General features: G+C 45.2%; 20 protein-coding genes and 1 pseudogene. 10 read left to right on the top strand and 11 right to left on the bottom strand.

The features are described from left to right. Positions 1–4: 4 nt before the first annotated feature. The gene (gene fabHB, locus FB592_RS06250) at positions 5–982 is read left to right on the top strand and encodes a beta-ketoacyl-ACP synthase III FabHB (protein ID WP_003233200.1); all 978 of its coding nucleotides are present in this window, start codon (positions 5–7) and stop codon (positions 980–982) included. A gap of 41 nt (positions 983–1,023) precedes the next feature. Here fabHB and FB592_RS06245 read toward each other — a convergent pair whose 3' ends face one another. The 6 genes from FB592_RS06245 to FB592_RS06220 form a co-directional block, all read right to left on the bottom strand. Continuing rightward, the gene (locus tag FB592_RS06245; protein WP_038829126.1) at positions 1,024–3,351 is read right to left on the bottom strand and encodes a YhgE/Pip domain-containing protein; all 2,328 of its coding nucleotides are present in this window, start codon (positions 3,349–3,351) and stop codon (positions 1,024–1,026) included. A gap of 70 nt (positions 3,352–3,421) precedes the next feature. After that, on the bottom strand, positions 3,422–3,997 hold the full coding sequence (locus tag FB592_RS06240; protein WP_038829129.1) for a TetR/AcrR family transcriptional regulator: 576 nt from the start codon (positions 3,995–3,997) through the stop codon (positions 3,422–3,424). 145 nt (positions 3,998–4,142) lie between these two features. Further along, positions 4,143–5,555 carry a protoporphyrinogen oxidase gene (gene hemY, locus FB592_RS06235; RefSeq protein WP_141949380.1) on the bottom strand — a complete coding sequence of 471 codons (1,413 nt, stop codon included), beginning with the start codon at positions 5,553–5,555 and terminating at the stop codon, positions 4,143–4,145. A 14-nt stretch (positions 5,556–5,569) separates the two neighbouring features. After that, complete coding sequence (gene hemH / locus FB592_RS06230; protein ID WP_014479346.1) at positions 5,570–6,502, bottom strand: ferrochelatase; 933 nt, start codon at positions 6,500–6,502, stop codon at positions 5,570–5,572. A 71-nt stretch (positions 6,503–6,573) separates the two neighbouring features. Next, the gene (hemE, locus tag FB592_RS06225) at positions 6,574–7,635 is read right to left on the bottom strand and encodes a uroporphyrinogen decarboxylase (protein WP_038829123.1); all 1,062 of its coding nucleotides are present in this window, start codon (positions 7,633–7,635) and stop codon (positions 6,574–6,576) included. 121 nt (positions 7,636–7,756) lie between these two features. Beyond that, complete coding sequence (locus FB592_RS06220) at positions 7,757–9,901, bottom strand: transglycosylase domain-containing protein (RefSeq protein WP_038829121.1); 2,145 nt, start codon at positions 9,899–9,901, stop codon at positions 7,757–7,759. Positions 9,902–10,022: 121 nt separating this feature from the next. Here FB592_RS06220 and hmoB point away from each other — a divergent pair, with 121 nt between their 5' ends. The 4 genes and pseudogenes from hmoB (at position 10,023) to sndC (ending at position 13,603) form a co-directional block, all read left to right on the top strand. After that, positions 10,023–10,523 carry a heme-degrading oxygenase HmoB gene (gene hmoB / locus FB592_RS06215; protein WP_003244748.1) on the top strand — a complete coding sequence of 167 codons (501 nt, stop codon included), beginning with the start codon at positions 10,023–10,025 and terminating at the stop codon, positions 10,521–10,523. A 44-nt stretch (positions 10,524–10,567) separates the two neighbouring features. Then, positions 10,568–10,884, top strand: a pseudogene (locus FB592_RS06210) (hypothetical protein). A gap of 65 nt (positions 10,885–10,949) precedes the next feature. Then, a complete protein-coding gene (locus FB592_RS06205; RefSeq protein ID WP_080474457.1) occupies positions 10,950–12,341 on the top strand; it encodes a hypothetical protein in 1,392 nt (463 codons plus the stop codon). Positions 12,342–12,412: 71 nt separating this feature from the next. After that, positions 12,413–13,603 (top strand): N-acetyl amino acid acetylase SndC, encoded by a 1,191-nt coding sequence (gene sndC, locus FB592_RS06200; protein ID WP_064671190.1) that lies wholly within the window; start codon positions 12,413–12,415, stop codon positions 13,601–13,603. A 17-nt stretch (positions 13,604–13,620) separates the two neighbouring features. Here sndC and FB592_RS06195 read toward each other — a convergent pair whose 3' ends face one another. Genes FB592_RS06195 through ecsA form a run of 3 tightly spaced genes read right to left on the bottom strand, consistent with a single transcriptional unit; the run spans position 13,621 to position 16,313 of the window. Continuing rightward, positions 13,621–14,331, bottom strand: a complete 711-nt coding sequence (locus tag FB592_RS06195) for an EcsC family protein (protein ID WP_141949379.1) — start codon at positions 14,329–14,331, stop codon at positions 13,621–13,623. A gap of 19 nt (positions 14,332–14,350) precedes the next feature. Then, positions 14,351–15,577, bottom strand: coding sequence for an ABC transporter permease EcsB (gene ecsB, locus FB592_RS06190; protein WP_003245169.1), 1,227 nt, complete (start codon positions 15,575–15,577; stop codon positions 14,351–14,353). Continuing rightward, the gene (ecsA, locus tag FB592_RS06185; RefSeq protein WP_003233230.1) at positions 15,570–16,313 is read right to left on the bottom strand and encodes an ABC transporter ATP-binding protein EcsA; all 744 of its coding nucleotides are present in this window, start codon (positions 16,311–16,313) and stop codon (positions 15,570–15,572) included. Before ecsA ends, ecsB begins: the two co-directional genes overlap by 8 nt. Before the next feature lie 487 nt (positions 16,314–16,800). Between ecsA and FB592_RS06180 the strand changes: the two genes are divergently transcribed. From FB592_RS06180 to trpP, 3 genes are all read left to right on the top strand, one after another. Beyond that, a complete protein-coding gene (locus FB592_RS06180; protein WP_003233231.1) occupies positions 16,801–17,238 on the top strand; it encodes an HIT family protein in 438 nt (145 codons plus the stop codon). A gap of 146 nt (positions 17,239–17,384) precedes the next feature. After that, positions 17,385–18,464: a 3-phosphoserine/phosphohydroxythreonine transaminase gene (gene serC, locus FB592_RS06175; protein WP_141949378.1), complete on the top strand. Its 1,080-nt coding sequence runs from the start codon at positions 17,385–17,387 to the stop codon at positions 18,462–18,464. A gap of 124 nt (positions 18,465–18,588) precedes the next feature. Further along, positions 18,589–19,107, top strand: coding sequence for a tryptophan transporter TrpP (gene trpP / locus FB592_RS06170; RefSeq protein ID WP_003233236.1), 519 nt, complete (start codon positions 18,589–18,591; stop codon positions 19,105–19,107). A 73-nt stretch (positions 19,108–19,180) separates the two neighbouring features. On the opposite strand, the gene yhzF is transcribed toward trpP, so the two are convergent. Continuing rightward, positions 19,181–19,372: a membrane protein YhzF gene (yhzF, locus tag FB592_RS06165; protein WP_014476318.1), complete on the bottom strand. Its 192-nt coding sequence runs from the start codon at positions 19,370–19,372 to the stop codon at positions 19,181–19,183. 126 nt (positions 19,373–19,498) lie between these two features. On the opposite strand from yhzF, the gene FB592_RS06160 reads away from it, so the two are divergent. Together FB592_RS06160 and FB592_RS06155 are read left to right on the top strand one after the other, a co-directional pair. Next, the gene (locus tag FB592_RS06160; protein ID WP_003245875.1) at positions 19,499–19,855 is read left to right on the top strand and encodes a YtxH domain-containing protein; all 357 of its coding nucleotides are present in this window, start codon (positions 19,499–19,501) and stop codon (positions 19,853–19,855) included. Between the two features lie 177 nt (positions 19,856–20,032). Next, the gene (locus FB592_RS06155; RefSeq protein WP_003239501.1) at positions 20,033–20,644 is read left to right on the top strand and encodes an HTH-type transcriptional regulator Hpr; all 612 of its coding nucleotides are present in this window, start codon (positions 20,033–20,035) and stop codon (positions 20,642–20,644) included. Here the strand turns inward: FB592_RS06155 and FB592_RS06150 are convergent. Then, complete coding sequence (locus FB592_RS06150; RefSeq protein ID WP_009966921.1) at positions 20,641–20,982, bottom strand: YhaI family protein; 342 nt, start codon at positions 20,980–20,982, stop codon at positions 20,641–20,643. The genes FB592_RS06155 and FB592_RS06150 overlap by 4 nt on opposite strands. Between the last annotated feature and the right edge of the window lie 100 nt (positions 20,983–21,082).

Raw genomic sequence — 21,082 nt, 5'->3', positions numbered from 1 at the left:
TCATATGTCAAAAGCAAAAATTACAGCTATCGGCACCTATGCGCCGAGCAGACGTTTAACCAATGCAGATTTAGAAAAGATCGTTGATACCTCTGATGAATGGATCGTTCAGCGCACAGGAATGAGAGAACGCCGGATTGCAGATGAACATCAATTTACCTCTGATTTATGCATAGAAGCGGTGAAGAATCTCAAGAGCCGTTATAAAGGAACACTTGATGATGTCGATATGATCCTCGTTGCCACAACCACATCCGATTACGCCTTTCCAAGTACGGCATGCCGCGTACAGGAATATTTCGGCTGGGAAAGCACCGGCGCGCTGGATATTAATGCGACATGCGCCGGGCTGACTTACGGCCTCCATTTGGCAAATGGATTGATCACATCTGGCCTTCATCAAAAAATTCTCGTGATCGCCGGAGAGACGTTATCAAAGGTAACGGATTATACCGATCGAACGACATGCGTTCTGTTCGGCGATGCCGCTGGTGCGCTGTTAGTGGAACGAGATGAAGAGACGCCGGGATTTCTTGCGTCTGTACAAGGAACAAGCGGGAACGGTGGCGATATTTTGTATCGTGCCGGACTGCGAAATGAAATAAACGGTGTGCAGCTTGTCGGTTCTGGAAAAATGGTGCAAAACGGACGCGAGGTATATAAATGGGCCGCAAGAACCGTCCCTGGCGAATTTGAACGGCTTTTACATAAAGCAGGACTCAGCTCTGATGATCTCGATTGGTTTGTTCCTCACAGCGCCAACTTGCGCATGATCGAGTCAATTTGTGAAAAAACACCGTTCCCGATTGAAAAAACGCTCACTAGTGTTGAGCACTACGGAAACACGTCTTCGGTTTCAATTGTTTTGGCGCTCGATCTCGCAGTGAAAGCCGGGAAGCTGAAAAAAGATCAAATTGTTTTGCTTTTCGGGTTTGGCGGCGGATTAACCTATACAGGATTGCTTATTAAATGGGGAATGTAACAAAAAAAGAACTTGTTTCCAAGGAAACAAGTTCTTTTTCTTTATGAAGCCGGCTGTTCTTCTGATGATTCTTCCTTCCGGCTTAACATTGTAAAGTAAGTAATGCTTAGTGCAATCATGACGAGGGCGATGCCGATTAAGACGCCGGCCATCTGCCACATGTAGCCAAAGTCACCGTTTGAAATGACCGCTCTGAATCCGTTAATGCTGTAGGTCATCGGCAATGCGCCGTGGATGACCTGATAGAAATTCGGAAGCAATTCAAGCGGGAAGGTTCCTCCGCTCGCTCCCAGCTGCAGCACTAAAATAATGACTGCGATAAAACGTCCAGGGTTGCCCATCGTTGTAGCCAAAAATTGAATCATCGCCAGGAAAGCGAGACTCGTAATGATCGTAAACACGTAAAATCTCCACGTGCTCTCTACCTCGAGACCAATTCCCAATAGAAGAACCGTCGCCACAATCAATGATTGAATGATTCCTACAAGCATCATGACATTGAATTTGCTGAAGAACCACTCAAAACCGTTTCTCGGACGTCCTGACGCTTCCTTCAGCGGGAAGACAACCGTCAGCATGATGCCGCCGACATACAAGCCCATTGACAGGATATAAGGTGTCAGCCCTGTTCCATAGTTAGGAACGGAATGAATGGCATCATCTTTGGTTTTAACCGGATCCGCAAACATGCCGTATGTTTGATCATCAGCATCGATATCTCCTGTTTGATCAGCCGCATCCTTCAGCTTACTAGACAGCTCTCCTGTGCCGTCCAATAGCTTGCCTAAACCTGTATCAAGTGATGCAGATCCGTCTGCAAGTTTTGATGATCCGCTTTGGACCTGTTTAGACCCGTCTAACAGCTTAAACAATCCGCCGGATACTTGGCTGCTTCCTGTCACCAATTGCTCTGAGCCCGCTTTTGCCTTTGCGAACTGCTTATTATATTCACCGATGCCGGCTGTCAGTTTAGTTTGGCCATCTGTCAGCTTCTGTGAACCATTGTATATCTTATCAGCTCCCTCAGTTAATCTGTCAATCGCATCTTGGATTGTTTTTGCGCCGTTATAAAGCTTAGATGTAGCTTCCGGCATGGCTTTCACCTGCGCCACCTGCGCTTTCACGTCTTCAAGAGAGCTTTTTATCGTTGCGATGTCAGGCAGCTGATCAGCTGAAGGAAGCCCACTTAAAATTTCATCAAAATCAGGCGCATCAACTTTCGGCAGCTGCTTTTCAACAGAGCTGATCAACTGGCTTTTTTGCTCCGCTGTTAAGAAATCACTCGAATTGATGAGATTTTTGAATGCCTGATCACGGTTTTTTAAGCTGTTTTCAAAGTCAGACAGCTGTTTTTTAAATTCCTTCATCGCAGTTTCTGATTTTTCCAGATTGTTTACAGCAGTTTCAAGCTTCGTTAAATCGAGCGCATTAATGAGCTTTTCCGCTTTTGCTGCTTTCTCAGAACCTTCTTGGGCTTTACTGTTGAGCTGATCCAGCCCGTTAGTAAGATTAGGCGCACCCTTCTGCACATTTTGAAGTCCAGCAAGAAGTTCATTCATCTTGCTTGTCAGCTCGCCTGATCCTGCTGCAAGCTGACTAGATTTATCATAAATCTGGTTGCTGCTGTCCTGGAATTTACCGAGCGAGCTGTCAAGTGATTGGATGCCGCTCGTCACCTGAGCCGCTCCATCTGCAAGCTGCGCTGTTTTGTCACTGATGGTAGCGGTGCTTTCCTTCAGCTTCGCCAGATTTTCTTTCAGCTGGGCGCTTCCGTTTTTCGCATCCTTTGTGCCGTCATCAATTTTTTTCGCGCCGCTGCTCGCGTCGCTCAAACCTTTTGCGATATCTTTAAAGTTATCAAAAATAACTTTCGTATATTGCTCGGTCACTTCTTTTGAAACAGAGGCTTTCAGTTTATCAATCGCTTTTTCGCCGATCGTTGCCCCTACATAGTTAGAGCCTGCATTTGTATGGTATTTCAGATCCAATTTTTTCGGATTTTTGTCTAATACAGTGCTGGCATTCTTAGAAAAATCCTCAGGAATCTCGACAACTAAATAATATTTTTGATTCAATAAGTCCTTTAACGATTGGTCGAGATCATTGGAAAAATGCCAATCAAAGTTGTTATTATCCTTTAATTCTTTGACCAGATCATCACCGATTTGAAGTTTTTCTCCTTCATACGTTGCTCCCTTGTCTTGGTTGACGACAACGACAGGCAGCTGGTCAACTGTGCCGTACGGGTCCCAATAAGCCTTTAAGAATACGCCGCTGTAAATAAGCGGGACAAACAAAATGGCGATGATGGGAATCAATAATTTTTTACTTGTTACGATGTCTTTCCACTGACTTCGTATTGTGTTCATCCTGATGCCTCCATTCTAAAACTGACTCATCATGAAAAATGGTCATTTTCTTGCAAAGAGAAAGGATTATCTAGTTCGCTGACAATCCTTTGACAACATACAATTCAAGCAGTCCCGCAATTGTCTCTTTATCAAGCGGGGGGTGTTGTTTTTCCCAGTCAAAAATGAGCGCGATATAAAGCTTCAGCATCACAAAGGCTGTCAGTTCAGTGTCGCACGGCTTGATTGCGCCGCTTTTGATCCCGTCTTCAATCTTACTTTTGATATAAGACAGTATGGCTCGCTCCATTTTCTGGATCACTTCCTGAACTGCCATTGTACCAATCTCGGCATTCTCTTGGAAAATTTTAATCGTCAGCTGATGTGTTTTCCTGAACTCCAGAATGGCAAACAGCGCTCTGTGCACATTTTCATGGAACGGAAGGTTCGGCTCCATCGCTTCATCCGCTTTTTGCTTCATTTCCTTTAATAAAGTAGTGAAAATCTCGTCAAACAGCTCTTCTTTGTTTTTGAAAAAAGTATAAATGGTCCCCTTCCCCACGTTCGCAAGTTTTGCGACAAGATCCATTGTCGTCGCTTTATACCCGAACTGCGTGAAAGACTTTGTAGCCGCCTCCAAAATGAGCTTTTTTCGATCTATTGACATTGTATTCACCTCAAAACTGACCATTTGAACATTTTAGTCATTAAGTACATATGCAAATGTATCATAACCTGCTGTTCAATTCAATCATTTTTTTACACAATATTGCCATTGCACATCAAAAAAACTCCGCGATAAAGCGGAGGTTTTAGCTGAATAAATAGGTAAGCGCGTCAGACACGGCAGCTTTTCCTTGATCAATGCAGTCGGGAATGCCGACACCTTCGAAAGAAGCGCCTGTCATATAAACACCCGGATACGCAGATGCAAGTGCTTCACGCAGCTCCTTGATACGCTGCTTATGGCCGACATGGTACTGCGGCATGCTTTCATGCCATCGGGTGACACATGTCATTTCCGGCTCGCCGTTTATGTTCATGACTTTCTTTAAGTCTTCTAACACAATGTTGATAATGTCATTATCTGATAGATCGACAATGGATTCGTCTCCAGCTTTTCCGACATATGCTCGAAGCAGCGTTTTGCCTTCCGGCGCTGCGTGCGGCCATTTTTTATTCGTCCACGTACAGGCTGTGATCGCAAAGTCACTGTTTCTTGAAATGACAAAACCCGTGCCCTCATGCTCCATTTGGACGGAGCCTTCAAGGAAACCTAAAGCGACGTTTGCCACGGATGTGGAGTGCATATTTTTCAAATGAGAAATGGCAGGAAGCTCAGAAAGCATTCCCGCAGCCGCTTTATGCGGAGCAGTCACAATTACTGAATCAGCATCAAGTGTGACGCCGTTATCCAGTTCGAGCGAATAGCCAGAGCCGCTATGGCTGAGTTTGGTCACTTTTGTGCCTTTATACACCTTCGTCAGCTTTAACTGCTTTTCGATCTCTTCTACAAGGGTCTGCAAACCGGTTGACAGAGTCTGGAACTGCCCTTGTTTTTTTGCCGTCAGCTGCTGGCCTGAGCCTTGAGGCCTTGTTTTTTTCATGCCGAGAATCAGGCTTCTATGCTTTTGTTCCGTCTGGTAAAATTGCGGGAATGTCGACATCAGGCTGAGCTTGTCAATGTCGCCTGCGTAGATCCCTGATAGAAGCGGCTCGATTAAGTTCTCGACCACTTCATCTCCGACACGTCTGCGGAAGAATTCTCCCAATGACTGATCATCCTTTGTTTTGCTAGCAGGCAGGATGAAATCCATAGCAGCTCTCGCCTTCCCAGACAAAGAAAACAGACCCGTAGAAACAAACGGCGCAATTTTTGTCGGTATCCCCATTACAGCGCCCTTCGGCATTGGATGCAGAGTGCGGTTTACAAGCACATAGGATTGTCCGGTCGCATTGTTGACAAGCAAATGCTCAAGACCTAAGTCTTTAACAAGCTGCGGGGCGCTTTTCTTTCGTTCCAGAAATGAGTCTGGCCCTCTTTCGATGATATAGCCGTCCTTCTTGACAGTCTGGATTTTTCCGCCGACTCTCGGACTTGCCTCAACAAGCGTCAGTTCAAGCGGCAGATTCTTTTCTTTGATTTCTTTTTCCATATAGAAGGCGGCGGCTAAACCGGTAATGCCGCCGCCGATGATGACTACATGTTTTTTGCCGTCACTCATGTTCATCGCCTTCTTTAACGTCCTAATTTTTTTAATACGACTGTTGCCAAAGCATCAATAAATTCAGGCTTGGCATTTGGCATTTCCGGCCGGTAATAGCTTGCGCCGATATCGTCAGTCACCACTTTGCATTCATAATCATTATCATAAAGCACTTCTAAGTGATCCGCGACAAATCCAACAGGAACATATACAAATGCTTGATAGCCTTTTTGTTCGAATAAATCACGTGTTAAATCCTGAACATCGGGTCCGAGCCAAGGATCAGGCGTGTTCCCTTCACTTTGCCAGCCGACAGCATATTCGGAAACGCCTGCGCCTTCAGCAATCAATTTCGCCGATTCATGCAGCTGGTCCGGGTACGGGTCTCCAAATTCTTTGATTTTTTCCGGCAGGCTGTGTGCGGATACGATGAGCATTGCGTTTTCTCTTTCATCCTCAGGCATTGACGCATATGTTTCCTTCACTCGGTCAACCCAATATTTCACGAACTTCGGTTCATCGTACCAGCTTTCAACTGACGTAATCGTTAAGCCGCCGAGTTTTTCAGCCTCTTCTTTGGCACGTTTGTTGTAGGACTGAACGCTGAACGTGGAGAAATGCGGCGCCAGCACGATGCTGACTGCTTCTGTAATGCCATCCTTATGCATCTCTGCTACGGCGTCTTCAATAAACGGCTCGATATGCTTCAATCCGATATACGCTTTAAACGTAATCTCATCCTGAATTTCATTCAAGTGCTGTTCCAGATTATGCGCCTGCTCTTCTGTGATTTTGGCAAGCGGTGAAATGCCGCCAATCGCTTCGTATCTGTCTTTCAAATCTTGAAGCATTTCAGGTTCAGGCTTTCTGCCTCTTCTGATATGTGTATAATAACGTTCAATATCTTCTTCCTTATAAGGCGTGCCGTACGCCATCACGAGAAGCCCCATTTTCTTTCTACTCACTGTTTACACCCTCTTTAATGATCTGATACAAACATTTTGACAGGATATCATTAAGATACCAAAAGATATGCTTAGGAATATTGACCCATTTTTTTGTTTTGTGAATATTCATGGACAAACGCTGTCAGTTTTTTCAAAACCTCGGGACTGACGTCAGGAAATACCCCATGGCCAAGATTGAAAATGAAGCCGTCTGATTTCATACCCTGATCAAGTATTTCCTTCGTTTTCTTCTCAATGACTTCCCATGGCGCAAGCAAAATGGACGGGTCCAGGTTGCCCTGCACTGTTTTAGTAATTCCTTTTGATCTGGCTTCATCAATGCCGAGTCTCCAGTCAAGCCCGACAACATCGAGAGGAAGGTCATGCCAATCACCTGCGAGATGGCTTGCGCCGACGCCAAACATGATCAGCGGCACATTCTCCTTTGCGAGCTCTGAAAAAATCCGGTTCATCACGGGTTTGATGTATGTTCTGTAATCTGCCTGATTCAATGCGCCGACCCACGAATCAAAGATTTGAATCGCTTTTGCGCCTGCCTCAATCTGCGCTTTCACGTACACGATGATCATGTCGGCAAGCTTGGACATCAGCAGATTCCATGCATCTGGCATGCTGTACATGAAGGCTTTTGTTTTATTGTAGTTTTTCGACGGGCCGCCTTCGATCATATAGCTTGCAAGCGTAAAAGGCGCACCTGAGAAACCGATGAGCGGGACGTTCAGCTGCTCATTGACAAGCAGTTTAATTGTCTCAAGCACGTACGGCACGTCCTGTTCCGGATCAATTTGGCCGAGTTTTTCAATGTCCGCCAGAGACCGGATTGGCTGATCAATCACAGGACCGATCCCGTTTTTGATTTCAACATCCACACCGATTGACGGCAGCGGCGTCATGATATCTTTATAAAGGATTGCAGCATCGACTCCGTATTGCTCAACCGGCAGTCTTGTGACATACGCACAAAGTTCGGGCTGATGTGTGATCTCAAACAATCCGTACTTTTCCTTCAGCTTGCGGTATTCCGGCTGTGAGCGCCCTGCTTGCCTCATATACCACACAGGCGTGTGATCCGCTTTTTCTCCCCGCGCAGCTTTTAAAAACGTCTCGTTAAACGTTTCTCGTTTACTCATCTGATTTCCACCTTTCATACGGCAACCATACGTTCGTATTTCTTGACTTATTCCACTATACCTTGTTTTAGGCAAATGGTATAGAAATGTAGCTCAAAGTTCAAAAAATCGCCGAATTCCATTAAGAGGAAAACAATTTTGGCTGAACGTAATCGGTTCCTTCCCCTTCTCTTTTTGTCTGTGTATTATAAGGCACAATTTTATAAGACGCGCCCGAAAATAAGTTGGCATAAGGAATTTCATAGCTTCCCTTCCCTTCAACCGAATCAAGAAGCGTCTCCTTGCCGTCCTTGTTTACATAAATTCTGTATACGGCCCGATCATCCTCTTGAGCGTCCCACTTTAATTCAATAGTAAAGAGCCCCGCTGCTTTAAATGTGTAATCGGCTGTGAGTGTTTTGACCTGCTTCAGCTCAATCGGGCTTTCCAGTTCTTTAACGTTTTTAGGCTTTGTGAACACATGACCGGTTTCTCCTGCCTGTGTCAAAATATCCTTAAACAGCCGCGTCGGGTATGAGCTCCCGGCTTTCAAATAATGGTTTTGATCCGTTTTGTCATAACCCATCCAGACTGCCCCGGTTATTTTCGGCGTATAGCCTGCAAACCAAGCGTCCTTTGTCGCGCCGGAGACGCCTGTATAAGATGTAGAACCTGTTTTTCCCGCCAGGTCGCCGTGATAGGTGCCGGACGTGGCCGTTCCCTTTTTGACTACCTGCTGCAGCATTCTCGTCATATTCCAAGACGTCTGCTTGCTGAAAACCCGCTTTTCTTCCTCTTTATGATCGGCTATTGTTTCTCCGTCTTCATCTATTATGCTCGAGATAAAGAAGGGTTCCGTATACGTTCCATTCGCGGCAAATGTATGAAACGCGCCGGCAAGCTGGAGCGGCGAAACGCCTTTTTCCAAGCCGCCTAGAGCGAGAGCAAGTCCTTCATCAGGGATATCAATGCCGTTTGCTTTCAAATAAGATTTTCCTGTTTCGACGCCGATCTCATTCAGCGTCCAGACAGCCGGCGCGTTTTTGCTGTACGTAATGGCGTCAGACATAGTGACTTCGCCCTCATACCGGCTGTCGTAGTTTTTCGGCGTATAATCTCCGTAGGACTGCAACTCATCCTTCAATAGAGAATATGGCTTAAATTTCTTTTCCTGCATCGCCGGTCCGTATACAGCAAGCGGCTTAAATGTGGAACCCGGCTGGCGGACAGCTGTGACACGGTTATATCCTTTGGATGTGTAATCCCTTCCGCCGATGGCCGCTTCTACACCGCCTGTCTTGTTATTAATAAAGACCGCGCTTCCCTCGGCATTCTGATCTGTTCCGGGATAATAGCTACCCTCTTTCATCACCTGGTAAGCCGTTTTCTGCAGCTTTGAATCGAGCGGCACCTTGATCGTGTATCCTCCTTGAAGAAGCTGCTCCCCAGAAATGGAATACTTGTCTTCCGCCTCTTTGATCACAAGGTCAATGTAGCTGTCAAACCAAGGTGTTTCCGACTGTTTCTTCACATGCAGTCCAAGCGTTCGGCCTTGCGCGGTGACAGCCTCTTTCGCACTGATATAGCCTTGGTCATTCATCATGCCTAGAATTGTATCACGCCGCTCCTTATTTTTATCAGGGTGCAAAATCGGAGAGTACGTAGAAGGCGCCTTCGGAATAGCGGCCAAAACAGCGCCTTCAGATACAGTCAAATCTTTTACTTCTTTATTAAAATAATAGTGGGACGCCGCTTGTATGCCGTAAACCCCGTGTCCGAAGTAAAGCTGGTTTAAATACATTTCAAGCAGCTTGTCCTTGCTGTAATCCCGTTCAAGATTAATCGCAATGATCACTTCTTTTGTTTTTCTTAGAAATGTTTTGTCATGTGTCAGAAAAATATTTTTGGCAAGCTGCTGGGTGATCGTGCTTCCGCCTTCCACCTTTCCGCCTGCTAATATATCGCGATACACTGCCCTTCCGACGGATTTTGCATCAATGCCGTGATGCTCATAGAACCTTTTATCCTCAACAGCGATAAACGCTTCTCTGACCTGCTTAGGAATCTCATTGATCGAGACCGGCTCGCGATTTTCTGTATACAGGCTTGCAACCTCATCTCCGTTTTGATCAACAATTTTTGAAGAAGCATGAAGAATAAGCTTTTTTTCATCTATGACATAATGGCCGAGAAAAATAATTGAAATATATCCTATTAAAGCGAGAAAAGCAGTTAACACTAAAATAATGATAGGTATAAAAAGTTTCTTTTTCTTTATCTTAAACATGAACTCACCTCGCCTTTCTAAAGGTAGTATGGGAAAAATTGTTTGGAATTATGTTCGAAGCACTCGCCAATAGAAACTTATACCATTGTTTTGATATACTAGCAAGCAGGAGGTGGCTGATATGAAGGTTTATATTACATATGGGACAGCCGATTTTTTAAAAACGATCGTACAGAAGCATCCCTCAGAAAATATCCTTTTGATGCAGGGGCAGGAAAACGCCATTTTAATTCATGAAACAAACGGAGATACCGTTTTCCAGGCACCACACGCTTATGAAGTCATTGACCAAGTCGGAGAGATCAAACATCCCGGTTTTGCAGTATTGAACAATATTGCCGTTACTCAGGAAGGGCGTCCGCTGTTTGAAAACAGATTTAAAAACAGAGCGGGAAAAGTCGAAAACGAGCCTGGCTTTGAAGCAATTCGAGTGCTCCGTCCGCTTGACAGTGACACCTATGTCATTCTGACCTTGTGGGAAACGGAAAGCGCCTTTCAAGACTGGCAGCAGTCCGGTTCTTACAAAGAAGCCCACAAAAAACGCGATACATCTGCCGGAATTGACACAACGTCGATCTTCTCCCGGCCTTCCTATGTCACCACATATTTCGCTGTCGAATAGCTGCCGGCATGTCCGGCAGCTTATTTTATTGGGAGGAAAGCAAAATGAAGCATACTTGCCCAGTCTGCGGGTTTAAGGGATTGGCTGAACCGCCATATGATCATGAAGGCAATCATTCTCATGAAATCTGCCCGTGCTGCGGTTTTCAGTTCGGATTTGATGATTACGAGATGCAGCACGAGGATGATTCATATTTAGAGCCATCGGAAAGCAGCATCGCCTATAGAAAAAACTGGCTTGCTGAAGGGTGCGTCATTTTTTCTCCTGAATGCTTCCCAAAACATCTGCAAAAAGCGAATAGAGTATTAAGGCATCATCTGATTGGCAGCTGAAACAGATCAATGTTCATCTTCCATCATAACCCTCCCCTCTGTCCCGGCACCTTCCGCCCGCCTATGAATAATCTGTAAGCGGAAGGAGTGATCGATGATGGAAGTCGGGATTTTGTCTGTCCATGTTCTGTATGTGTTTTTTATCGGTGCAATTATCCTATTTATGCTGCTGAGAAAAGACACGACATTTATTTCTCTATTCGGCATTTTTATCATATCGCTATGGGCCAGCCATTCACTTTCAGCTTCTGTCAGCAGTTTATTCCACAGCTTTATCTATGCGGCCGGCGAACTGCTGCCCACGATTTTCATCATTTGCTTTATCGTTTCAATGAGTGATTTGTTAACAAAAACAGGGATAAATGAAGCGATGATTTCTCCCTTTGCAAGCCTTGTGAGAGGGCCTGTGACTGCCTATTGGCTGATTGGGGGCCTGATGTTCGCCATTTCTCTCTTCTTCTGGCCTTCTCCGGGTGTCGCTTTAATCGGCGCCGTCCTGCTCCCCGCAGCCGCACGTGCCGGTTTGACGCCTCTTGCCGCGGCCATGGCCATGAACTTATTCGGACACGGTTTTGCCCTGTCAGGAGACTTTGTCATTCAGGCGGCGCCAAAGCTGACTGCGGATGCAGCAGGCATTCCAGTCGGTGATGTCGTCTCGGCCAGCATTCCGCTTGTGCTGATTATGGGTGCGACAACAACAACCGCTGCCTTTATCATGATTCAGCGCGAACGCAAAAAACAGGAGCATCCCGCTTCTTTTTCCCCCGTTCTTTCCGGCGAACAAGACAACTCGCTGTACTTGCCAAAACGCCTGCGGTCCATACTGGCTTTTTTGATTCCGCTTGCCTTTCTTGCAGATATCGCCTGCATGCTCTTGTTTAACCTACAAGGAAATGATGCCACCGCGTTAATTGGCGGGTCTGCAATCTGTATCCTCCTTACCGTTCATTTTTTCGTGTATAAGCATAAAGGGCTTGAAAAAATCACCGGCTATTTTATTGACGGATTTAAGTTCGGTTTTAAGGTTTTCGGCCCCGTCATCCCGATTGCCGCTTTCTTTTATCTTGGCGACTCAGGCTATGAGAGCATACTGGGCACTTCACTCCCTAAAGGTTCCCACGGCATTGTCAACGATCTTGGCATTGCTTTATCCCATATGATGCCTATGTCAAAGGAGCTTGCCGCCGCTGCATTAACTGCCGCTGGAGCCATAACAGGCCTTGACGGCTCAGGATTTTCTGGCATTTCTCTCGCCGGCTCCATCGCAAAGCTCTTTTCGTCCGCTCTCCATGCCGATCCCGCCGTTCTGACCGCGCTCGGACAAATCTCTGCCATCTGGGTGGGCGGAGGAACACTGGTCCCATGGGCGTTGATTCCCGCCGCGGCCATTTGCAAAGTTGATCCTTTTGAGCTTGCCAGAAAAAACTTCATTCCCGTCGCGATTGGCCTTTTGGTGACAACCCTCGCAGCTGTGATGATGCTTTAAAACAGCATGAGTTGAAATATTCAGACTTTTTCTATACAATCATGGAAAACATAGAAAAGGGGGAAGCGGCTTTGTCCATATCCACACTGCAGAAAGAGATAAACAAACAGCTCGACAGCTGTTTTGAAGAAATGGTTGAGATCAGGCGCCATTTTCATATGTATCCTGAGCTTTCATTTCAAGAAGAAAAAACCGCCGCATTTATTGCTTCCTATTATGAATCGTTAGGAGTCCCAATCCGCACAAACGTTGGCGGCAGAGGGGTTTTAGCATATATAGAAGGAAGCGAACCCGGCCCTACAGTCGCTTTGAGGGCCGACTTTGACGCTCTCCCCATTCAAGATGAAAAAGATGTCCCTTACGCCTCCAAAGTGCCTGGTGTCATGCATGCATGCGGCCACGACGGCCACACCGCAGCTCTTCTCGCAGTGGCCAAGGTCCTTCACCAAAACAGACATGAACTGAAGGGAACATTTGTGATGATCCACCAGCATGCAGAAGAATATTATCCGGGAGGCGCAAAGCCAATGATCGATGACGGCTGTCTAGAAAACACGGATGTGATATTCGGCACTCATCTTTGGGCAACTGAGCCGCTCGGAACTATTCTCTGCCGCCCCGGCGCCGTAATGGCGGCGGCAGACCGATTTACGATTAAAGTCTTCGGAAAGGGCGGCCACGGCGCTCATCCGCATGATACTAAAGACGCCGTCCTGATCGGTTCGCAAATCGTTTCCTCTTTGCAGCACATTGTCAGCCGCAAAGTCAATCCGATTCAATCCGCCGTCATTTCGACAGGCTCCTTCATCGCCGACAATCCGTTTAATGTCATCGCAGACCAAGCAGTACTCATCGGCACAGCGCGTTCTTTTGATGAAAATGTCCGGGACATTCTGGAGAAAGAAATTGAAGCCGTTGTAAAAGGAATATGCAGCATGCACGACGCGTCCTATGAGTACACCTATGAACAGGGTTATCCGGCGGTTGTGAACCATCCTGCCGAAACGAGCCACTTGGTGAGCACCGCAAAGAATACCGAGGGCGTTCAGCAGGTCATTGACGGTGAACCGCAAATGGGCGGCGAGGATTTTGCTTATTTCTTACAAAACGTGAAAGGCACTTTTTTCTTTACAGGTGCAGCTCCCGAACAGCCAGATCGAGTTTATTCCCACCACCATCCGAAATTTGATATCAACGAAAAAGCCATGCTGACAGCGGCCAAGGTCCTTGCCGGTGCTGCGATCACCTATCATCAGCTATAAAAAAACAGCCGGAGTGTTTATACTCCGGCTGTTTCCTTTAATATCCTCAGATGAAAAACATGTCTTGCCGTTTCTCCAAGCTGAGCAAGCAGCTTATAATTGGCAATTCCGCCGACTGCCGCTCCTACGCCCGGCAAAAGCTGAAAAAGCTTCACGACGTCGATATAATCGCGATATTCCTGCTGGAACACTCTCCAGTCGATGCTCTTTTTCTCCGTCTCCCAATTTTCGATGACAGAAAAAAGCGATTTACGGCCATCGTCACTCGAAAATGCAAGCTGAAACACGAGCAGCAAAAACATCCTTTCTTGTGCATCCTTCACATCAAAGCCGTAAATGGAAGACAAGGTAAATAAACACTTCATCTTAATTGAAAGCAGCAGCGGAAAATCAGCAATGCCTAAAAAAATGCCGCCCGCTCCGGTGCCGACTCCCTCAGCAGCCGCCACCTTCTGATAAGAAATAATCGTTTTTTTCGCCAATTCGTTTTTTTCACTGAGCGACAGTGCACTTGTATCCTTTTTATAAGTAATGATATTGGAGCCGGCCATTGTCGCTTCTACCATTTTTTTCACACTCTCGGTGACGACCGTATGGATTTTTTCAGGAATCCGTTCATTCACCTTCGTCTGGACACGCTTCGAAAAGCGTTCAAACATGGAATCCTTTCGCAAAAAATGCATTTTCCATTCCAAAGCTTCCTGCATCAGCAGCTGATTATCTGTCATTTGATTACCTCTTTTCAGTTCACAGCTTTCCGTGCTTTTTCAGCCTGGTTGTCATATAAGCAGGCAAAACAACAAAAATCAGAACGGCAGAACCGATCAGCGCGTACAGAAAACCGGTCAAGCCGGCTGCATAGGCAGATGCAACAGACATCAGCAGCGCTTGAATACTAAGTGCAGTTTTTAATAGAGAGAAATAGCTTTTCAGCTTTGTTTCTTTTTGCACAGGGTACAGCTCTTGAAGCGCCAGATGGTCAAAGTGGCCGAAGAGCGGCAGAAGCTGAATGCCCGTAATGAAAATGGCAAACACAGTCAAAACCGCTGCAATCAGCGGGCTGGCTGAGACATACATAATGATCAGCGCGAAAACGATCGTTAATCTGACAAGAATGCCCAAATAATCACTCGAACGCAAAAAGGCGCGGGTGAACATATAGGCAAATGTTTTGCGCTGTTCAAACGGCACAAGCCGCAGCAAAAAGTCGAGATAAGCTCTGCGTTTGGCTTGCTTTCGCAAATGCGGCACATCAGTAAACAGGTTGGCAATCCGATAGAAACGCTGCTTTCGTCTCAATTCGGACTCAATATGGCTCTCCCATTTAAATGTTTTCCGTTTTGCTGCGGAAGACATATACAGATAAAGAACAGCCATAATGACATAGACGAGAAGCGCATACATATAAACAGATTGGAAAACAAAATAAAGAACGAGTGTATTCGCCGCAAAGCGAATGATGACGTCCATCCGTTTCATGCTGCGGTCGTTTTGGAAAGTCGTGCGCCATTCCATTACCTGATTCCACGCTTTCAGCAGCAACAGTTGGACAAAGACCGCGGCATACGATACGAGCGAAGCCCCCGGTGTGACTGCGAAATAAAGCGGCATCGCAACGATGCTCAGCGCAATAAGCGGAAACAGCTGAGACACATAGCTGTAGACAAACGCCTGCTTCAAGTAAGGCTCCATTTTTGCTTCAAGAGGCAATAAGAAAACAAGGTCAGCCTCCTTCAAAAGCGTTCGCACATAAGAGCTTGTCAACACGAGCGAAAACAGCACGGCCATCACCCAAAAGGACGGAAAGTGAGCGGGAATGTCCCGTATCCATTTGCTGTACCAGCTTGCAGCGCCCGCTAGAAAAAAAATCAAAACAATGACGAGGTGATCATTGAGCATATATTTCATGTATGTTCTTGTTTCTTTGATATGCTCCTGCAGCCGCGACTGCCAAATATCAAGCATATTATTCATGGCCAGCGTCTTCCTTTGTAAGCTCAAGATACAAATCGTCCAGCGCCGCGTCCTTCATTCCAAACTGCTCTCTGAGCTCTGACAGCGTGCCGCGCGCCCGCACCTCGCCGTTATGTAAAATAATAAACGAATCGCAATAGCGTTCTGCCGTTGCCAAAATGTGTGTTGACATCAGCACGCTCGCCCCGCCTTTTTTCGCTTCATTCATCCGCTCAAGCAGCGCGTTAATGGCAAGCGGATCAAGCCCTAGAAAAGGCTCATCAATAATGTAGAGCGCAGGCTCTGCCAAAAAGGCGCACATAATCATAACCTTCTGCTTCATTCCTTTAGAAAAATGGGCCGGGAACCACTTCAGCCTCTTTTCCATTCGGAATTCCTTTAAAAGCGGAGGCAGCCTTTTCTCCATCGTTTCTTTTGACAGTCCATATGCCATGGCTGTTAGTTCAAGATGCTCCATCAGCGTCAATTCTTCGTATAAAACAGGTGTTTCAGGTATATAGGTAAATTGTGAACGGTAGCCTTCCGGATCCTCAGCAAACGTTTTACCGTTTAATTCGATTGAACCTTTATGCGGGTCCATCAGCCCGATGATATGTCTGATTGTTGTACTTTTACCAGCACCATTCAGCCCAATTAAGCCGACAATTTGATTCGGTTCAAGGGTGAATGATACGTTTTTTAAAACCGGATTCCTTGTATATCCGCCGGTTAAGTCTTTTACCGATAGCAGAGACATAGTTTCTCCCCTTATAGTGTTTTTCTTCATAGTACCAAAAACAAGGCCTGATTTGAAACAATTCCCTTTTAACAAATGATGAATTTGCTGTCATAAAGAGACAGGGTTCTGGACATCATAATAGTTGTAGAGGAAAAGCATATCAACTGAAAAATGAGGTGTTTGTCAAAGACGTCTTAGAAACAGTTGGATAGAAAATAAACATGTCCAATGCTCAAACCATTTCTCTTCACTGAATTGATGAATTCTTCATGTATGAAGCAAATTGTCAAATGAGGTGTTTATCGCAGGAATCGTTAGGCATTAAACAAGTCTTCATTTTATTGACAAATGAGGTGCTTACCAAAGGCATAACACATTTTCTTCATATAAGCTCTTCCTCTGCATTCAGGGTGAACGCTCGCCGTTCATCCTGTTTTCTATTTTCTGCATTTCTGTGGTACGATGAGTGTATACATACTAAACAATTTCATAAGGAGGAACCCTCATGCATTGTGCAGAGAATTGTATCTTTTGTAAAATTATTGCCGGCGACATTCCATCCGCGAAGGTGTATGAAGATGAACATGTACTTGCCTTTCTTGATATCAGCCAAGTGACAAAAGGCCATACGCTTGTCATTCCGAAAACACATATTGAGAATGTATATGAATTTACAGATGAATTAGCAAAACAATATTTCCATGCTGTTCCAAAAATCGCCCGCGCTATCCGGGATGAATTTGAACCGATCGGCTTAAATACGCTGAACAATAACGGCGAAAAAGCTGGACAATCTGTGTTCCACTACCATATGCATATTATCCCTCGCTACGGAAAAGGAGATGGATTCGGAGCGGTTTGGAAAACCCATGCTGATGATTATAAACCGGAAGATCTGCAGAACATCTCTTCCTCTATCGCAAAACGCCTGGCCTCATCATAAGATGAGGTTATTTTATTTTGTGAACATTTCGTAAACATCCGTCAATTTCTTTTGATTATTCTAATTTTTTATCAAAAAACTGAATTTTTGTGATAGGATAATTGTATTATTTTATACATTAACGTGGAAAACAGGGAGAGATCATAATGGAACGTACAACGAATTTTAACGCAGGTCCTGCAGCGCTGCCACTGGAAGTTCTGGAAAAAGCACAGAAAGAATTTATTGATTTTAACGAATCCGGCATGTCTGTTATGGAGCTTTCCCACCGCAGCAAAGAGTATGAAGCGGTGCACCAAAAAGCGAAAAGCCTCTTAATCGAACTGATGGGCATTCCGGAAGATTACGATATCTTGTTTCTTCAAGGCGGGGCAAGCCTTCAATTCTCAATGCTTCCGATGAACTTTTTAACACCTGAAAAAACCGCACATTTTGTCATGACAGGCGCTTGGTCTGAAAAAGCACTGGCAGAAACGAAACTGTTCGGGAACACGTCTATCACCGCTACAAGTGAAACAGACAATTACAGCTATATTCCAGAGGTTGACCTTACGGATGTAAAAGACGGCGCATATTTACATATCACATCCAACAATACAATTTTCGGCACTCAGTGGCAGGAGTTTCCGAATTCTCCAATTCCGCTCGTAGCCGACATGTCCAGCGATATTTTAAGCAGAAAAATCGATGTGTCTAAATTTGACGTGATCTACGGAGGCGCCCAAAAGAACCTCGGTCCTTCCGGCGTGACTGTAGTCATCATGAAAAAAAGCTGGCTGCAAAATGAAAATGCGAACGTCCCAAAAATCCTGAAATATTCCACGCATGTCAAAGCGGATTCACTCTACAACACTCCGCCGACATTTGCGATTTATATGCTGAGCCTTGTTCTGGAATGGCTCAAGGAAAACGGCGGTGTGGAAGCTGTTGAACAGCGCAATGAACAAAAAGCGCAGGTTCTCTACAGCTGTATTGATGAAAGCAACGGCTTCTATAAAGGACATGCCAGAAAGGACAGCCGCTCACGCATGAATGTCACCTTCACGCTTCGGGATGACGAATTAACGAAAACATTCGTTCAGAAAGCAAAAGATGCGAAGATGATCGGCCTTGGCGGACACCGTTCGGTGGGAGGCTGCCGCGCTTCTATTTATAACGCGGTCTCTCTCGAAGACTGTGAAAAATTAGCTGCGTTCATGAAGAAATTCCAGCAGAAAAATGAGTAAAAAGTCTGGCTATGCAAACCGTCCGTTTGGTATACTGTTTGCATAACACATTCTGTAAAGCCTTCGCAATAAATGATGAGCATATTATTGGAGGGCAAAAAGCTTAGCAGAGGAGAGCATAGTTATGAAAACAAAAGAGTTAGTCATTATGGCTCTGTTTGCCGCAATCGGCGCAGCGCTTCATTCCATTATTCCGCCCTTTTTAGGCGGCATGAAACCAGATATGATGCTGATCATGATGTTCATGGGCATTCTGCTGTTCCCGCGGGTGCAAAATGTACTCGTCATCGGGATCGTGACCGGAATCATTTCCGCGCTTACAACCGCGTTTCCAGCTGGACAGATCCCTAACATCATTGATAAACCGGTATCAGCGTTTCTGTTCTTCTCCCTGTTTCTTTTGTTCAGAAAGAGCCGAAAAACAGGTGCAGCCGCTGTGCTGACAGTGATCGGGACCATCTTATCAGGAATTGTGTTTCTATCGTCAGCTTTATTGATCGTCGGTTTGCCGGGCGGTTTCGCCGCATTGTTCGCGGCTGTTGTTCTGCCGGCCGCTGTGCTGAATACAATCTCAATGATCATTATTTATCCGATTGTGCAAACCATTTTAAGACGTTCAAGCTTTATGGAAGCTGCTAAATAATTGTCACACAAAACCTCTTCCGCTTCCGGGAGAGGTTTTTTTGAACAGAGCGTCCGCAGCATGTCAGCATGTTTTAAGCGAGGAGTTTTGTGAAAAAGATAAGACATAGTGTAAAGGCGGTTCCGGTTGAACAAACAAGCGCTTTCTGCCGGATGACTTTCTTGGGCGGATAAGAAGCAGCCTGGCTGAGAAGTCTGATATAGTAAACAGCGCCTGAAGCGAAGGCAAGGGTGATGCAGGATAACACAATCAAAAAGACAGACAACCTTCTCCCTCCTTTTCACTTAAAAAATATGCTAAAATAAAGCAAGCTATGTATAGAAGTTCAGGCTTTCAACAAAAATGAAAAATGGAATGAATCCTATTTGAAGAAAAAGACGGGGTGATTGTAATGGCGAGCGGACGTTCTCTATTAACAGGACTATTCGTAGGCGGCATCATCGGAGGAGCAGCGGTTCTTCTTACTGCACCTTCCTCAGGAAAGCAGCTGCGTGAAAAAATGAAAACCAATTATGATTCTTTTGAAGAAACAATCAAACGCTTAAAGTCAGACGGGCTTGCTTTAAAAGACCAGCTGATCAAAGCGGCAAAAGAAAGCACGGATGTTATTAAAGACGTGGGCGGCGAGCTCCAAACGTCAATTAAAAAATGGCAGGAAGAGATCAAGCCTCACCAGCAGGATCTGCAAAAAGAAATTGCCGATATCGAAGAGAAAATCAGACAGCTGGAGAAAACCTTACAAAACTAATATCCTATTCAAAAGAAAAAAATGCGGGCCAAAATTGGACCCGTATTTTTTTTGGCCGAAAAACCCTTCCGCCGCAATGGTTTGTGAATTTATTAAAAAATTCTTACATTTTCATCTTTATTAATCTTTATTTTATTGGCATAATAGAGAAAAAGAAAAAGAGAAGCAGGTGACGTAATGAATCGAGTGGAACCGCCCTATGATGTGAAAGAAGCTCTGGTCTTCACCCAGAAAATGGCTCAGCTTAGCAAGGCGCTTTGGAAATCAATCGAGAAGGATTGGCAGCAATGGCTCAAACCGTATGACCTGAATATTAATGAGCATCATATTTTATGGATTGCGTATCAATTGAATGGAGCTTCCATTTCTGAAATCGCGAAGTTCGGGGTCATGCACGTATCAACCGCATTCAACTTTTCAAAAAAGCTGGAAGAACGGGGATATTTAAGGTTCTCCAAACGGCTGAATGATAAAAGGAACACATATGTCCAATTGACTGAGGAAGGTACCGAGGTATTCTGGAGCTTGCTTGAGGAATTTGATCCGACACGCAACGCTGTTTTTAAAGGGTCACAGCCTTTGTATCATTTATTCGGAAAATTTCCTGAAGTGGCAGAAATGATGTGTATGATACGCCATATCTACGGCGATGATTTTATGGAAATTTTCGAAACGTCACTCACCAATATTGACAATGACTTTGAAAGCGTAAACGGAAAACTGAAGAAAAAAGCAAAGGACAGTGCGGCGGATGAACCGGCTGAAGAGCTTGAACCTGTAAACAGTTAATCAAAATGCTTCATGATGTCGATAAAGACTTCCATCAGCTCTTGATAAAGCCCCTGCTCATACAGGGCAAAAATCGTTTCATGAACATCTAATTTTTCATTCAGCTGTCCGGCAAAAAGCGCAAGGAGCTTATCAAAGGTTACAAATCCTTGCGCTTTTTGTGTTGCCAGCTCTTCCGACAATTCATCGCATATCCTCATAACCGCTTCCCCTTCTTCCTTGCTCAGCCCTTTGTCAATGAGAAGCGCATAGAAGGGGTACCTGTCCATATCTACTGTTTTCACTAATAATTGTATGTAATATTCTAATCGCTCAATGCGATGATCCATCGAATCCATCCACACCACTTCTTTCTATCTTTAATCTTATTTTAGCTGATAATTCACTGAGAAGAAAGTTCTAACCCCATATTTCGCAGTTTGTTTGCTTGTTTCAAAA

Origin of the sequence: Bacillus sp. SJZ110 (assembly GCF_006715455.1) — a bacterium.
GTDB lineage: Bacteria > Bacillota > Bacilli > Bacillales > Bacillaceae > Bacillus > Bacillus subtilis.
This window is presented reverse-complemented; position numbering and strand designations above follow the sequence as displayed.

Coding starts and splice junctions, on each gene's coding strand:
- fabHB (WP_003233200.1), top strand. CDS start 5: ATGTCAAAAGCAAAAATTACAGCTATCGGCACCTATGCGCCGAGCAGA.
- FB592_RS06245 (WP_038829126.1), bottom strand. CDS start 3,351: ATGAACACAATACGAAGTCAGTGGAAAGACATCGTAACAAGTAAAAAA.
- FB592_RS06240 (WP_038829129.1), bottom strand. CDS start 3,997: ATGTCAATAGATCGAAAAAAGCTCATTTTGGAGGCGGCTACAAAGTCT.
- hemY (WP_141949380.1), bottom strand. CDS start 5,555: ATGAGTGACGGCAAAAAACATGTAGTCATCATCGGCGGCGGCATTACC.
- hemE (WP_038829123.1), bottom strand. CDS start 7,635: ATGAGTAAACGAGAAACGTTTAACGAGACGTTTTTAAAAGCTGCGCGG.
- FB592_RS06220 (WP_038829121.1), bottom strand. CDS start 9,901: ATGTTTAAGATAAAGAAAAAGAAACTTTTTATACCTATCATTATTTTA.
- hmoB (WP_003244748.1), top strand. CDS start 10,023: ATGAAGGTTTATATTACATATGGGACAGCCGATTTTTTAAAAACGATC.
- FB592_RS06205 (WP_080474457.1), top strand. CDS start 10,950: ATGATGGAAGTCGGGATTTTGTCTGTCCATGTTCTGTATGTGTTTTTT.
- FB592_RS06195 (WP_141949379.1), bottom strand. CDS start 14,331: ATGACAGATAATCAGCTGCTGATGCAGGAAGCTTTGGAATGGAAAATG.
- ecsB (WP_003245169.1), bottom strand. CDS start 15,577: ATGAATAATATGCTTGATATTTGGCAGTCGCGGCTGCAGGAGCATATC.
- ecsA (WP_003233230.1), bottom strand. CDS start 16,313: ATGTCTCTGCTATCGGTAAAAGACTTAACCGGCGGATATACAAGGAAT.
- FB592_RS06180 (WP_003233231.1), top strand. CDS start 16,801: ATGCATTGTGCAGAGAATTGTATCTTTTGTAAAATTATTGCCGGCGAC.
- serC (WP_141949378.1), top strand. CDS start 17,385: ATGGAACGTACAACGAATTTTAACGCAGGTCCTGCAGCGCTGCCACTG.
- trpP (WP_003233236.1), top strand. CDS start 18,589: ATGAAAACAAAAGAGTTAGTCATTATGGCTCTGTTTGCCGCAATCGGC.
- FB592_RS06160 (WP_003245875.1), top strand. CDS start 19,499: ATGGCGAGCGGACGTTCTCTATTAACAGGACTATTCGTAGGCGGCATC.
- FB592_RS06155 (WP_003239501.1), top strand. CDS start 20,033: ATGAATCGAGTGGAACCGCCCTATGATGTGAAAGAAGCTCTGGTCTTC.
- FB592_RS06150 (WP_009966921.1), bottom strand. CDS start 20,982: ATGGATTCGATGGATCATCGCATTGAGCGATTAGAATATTACATACAA.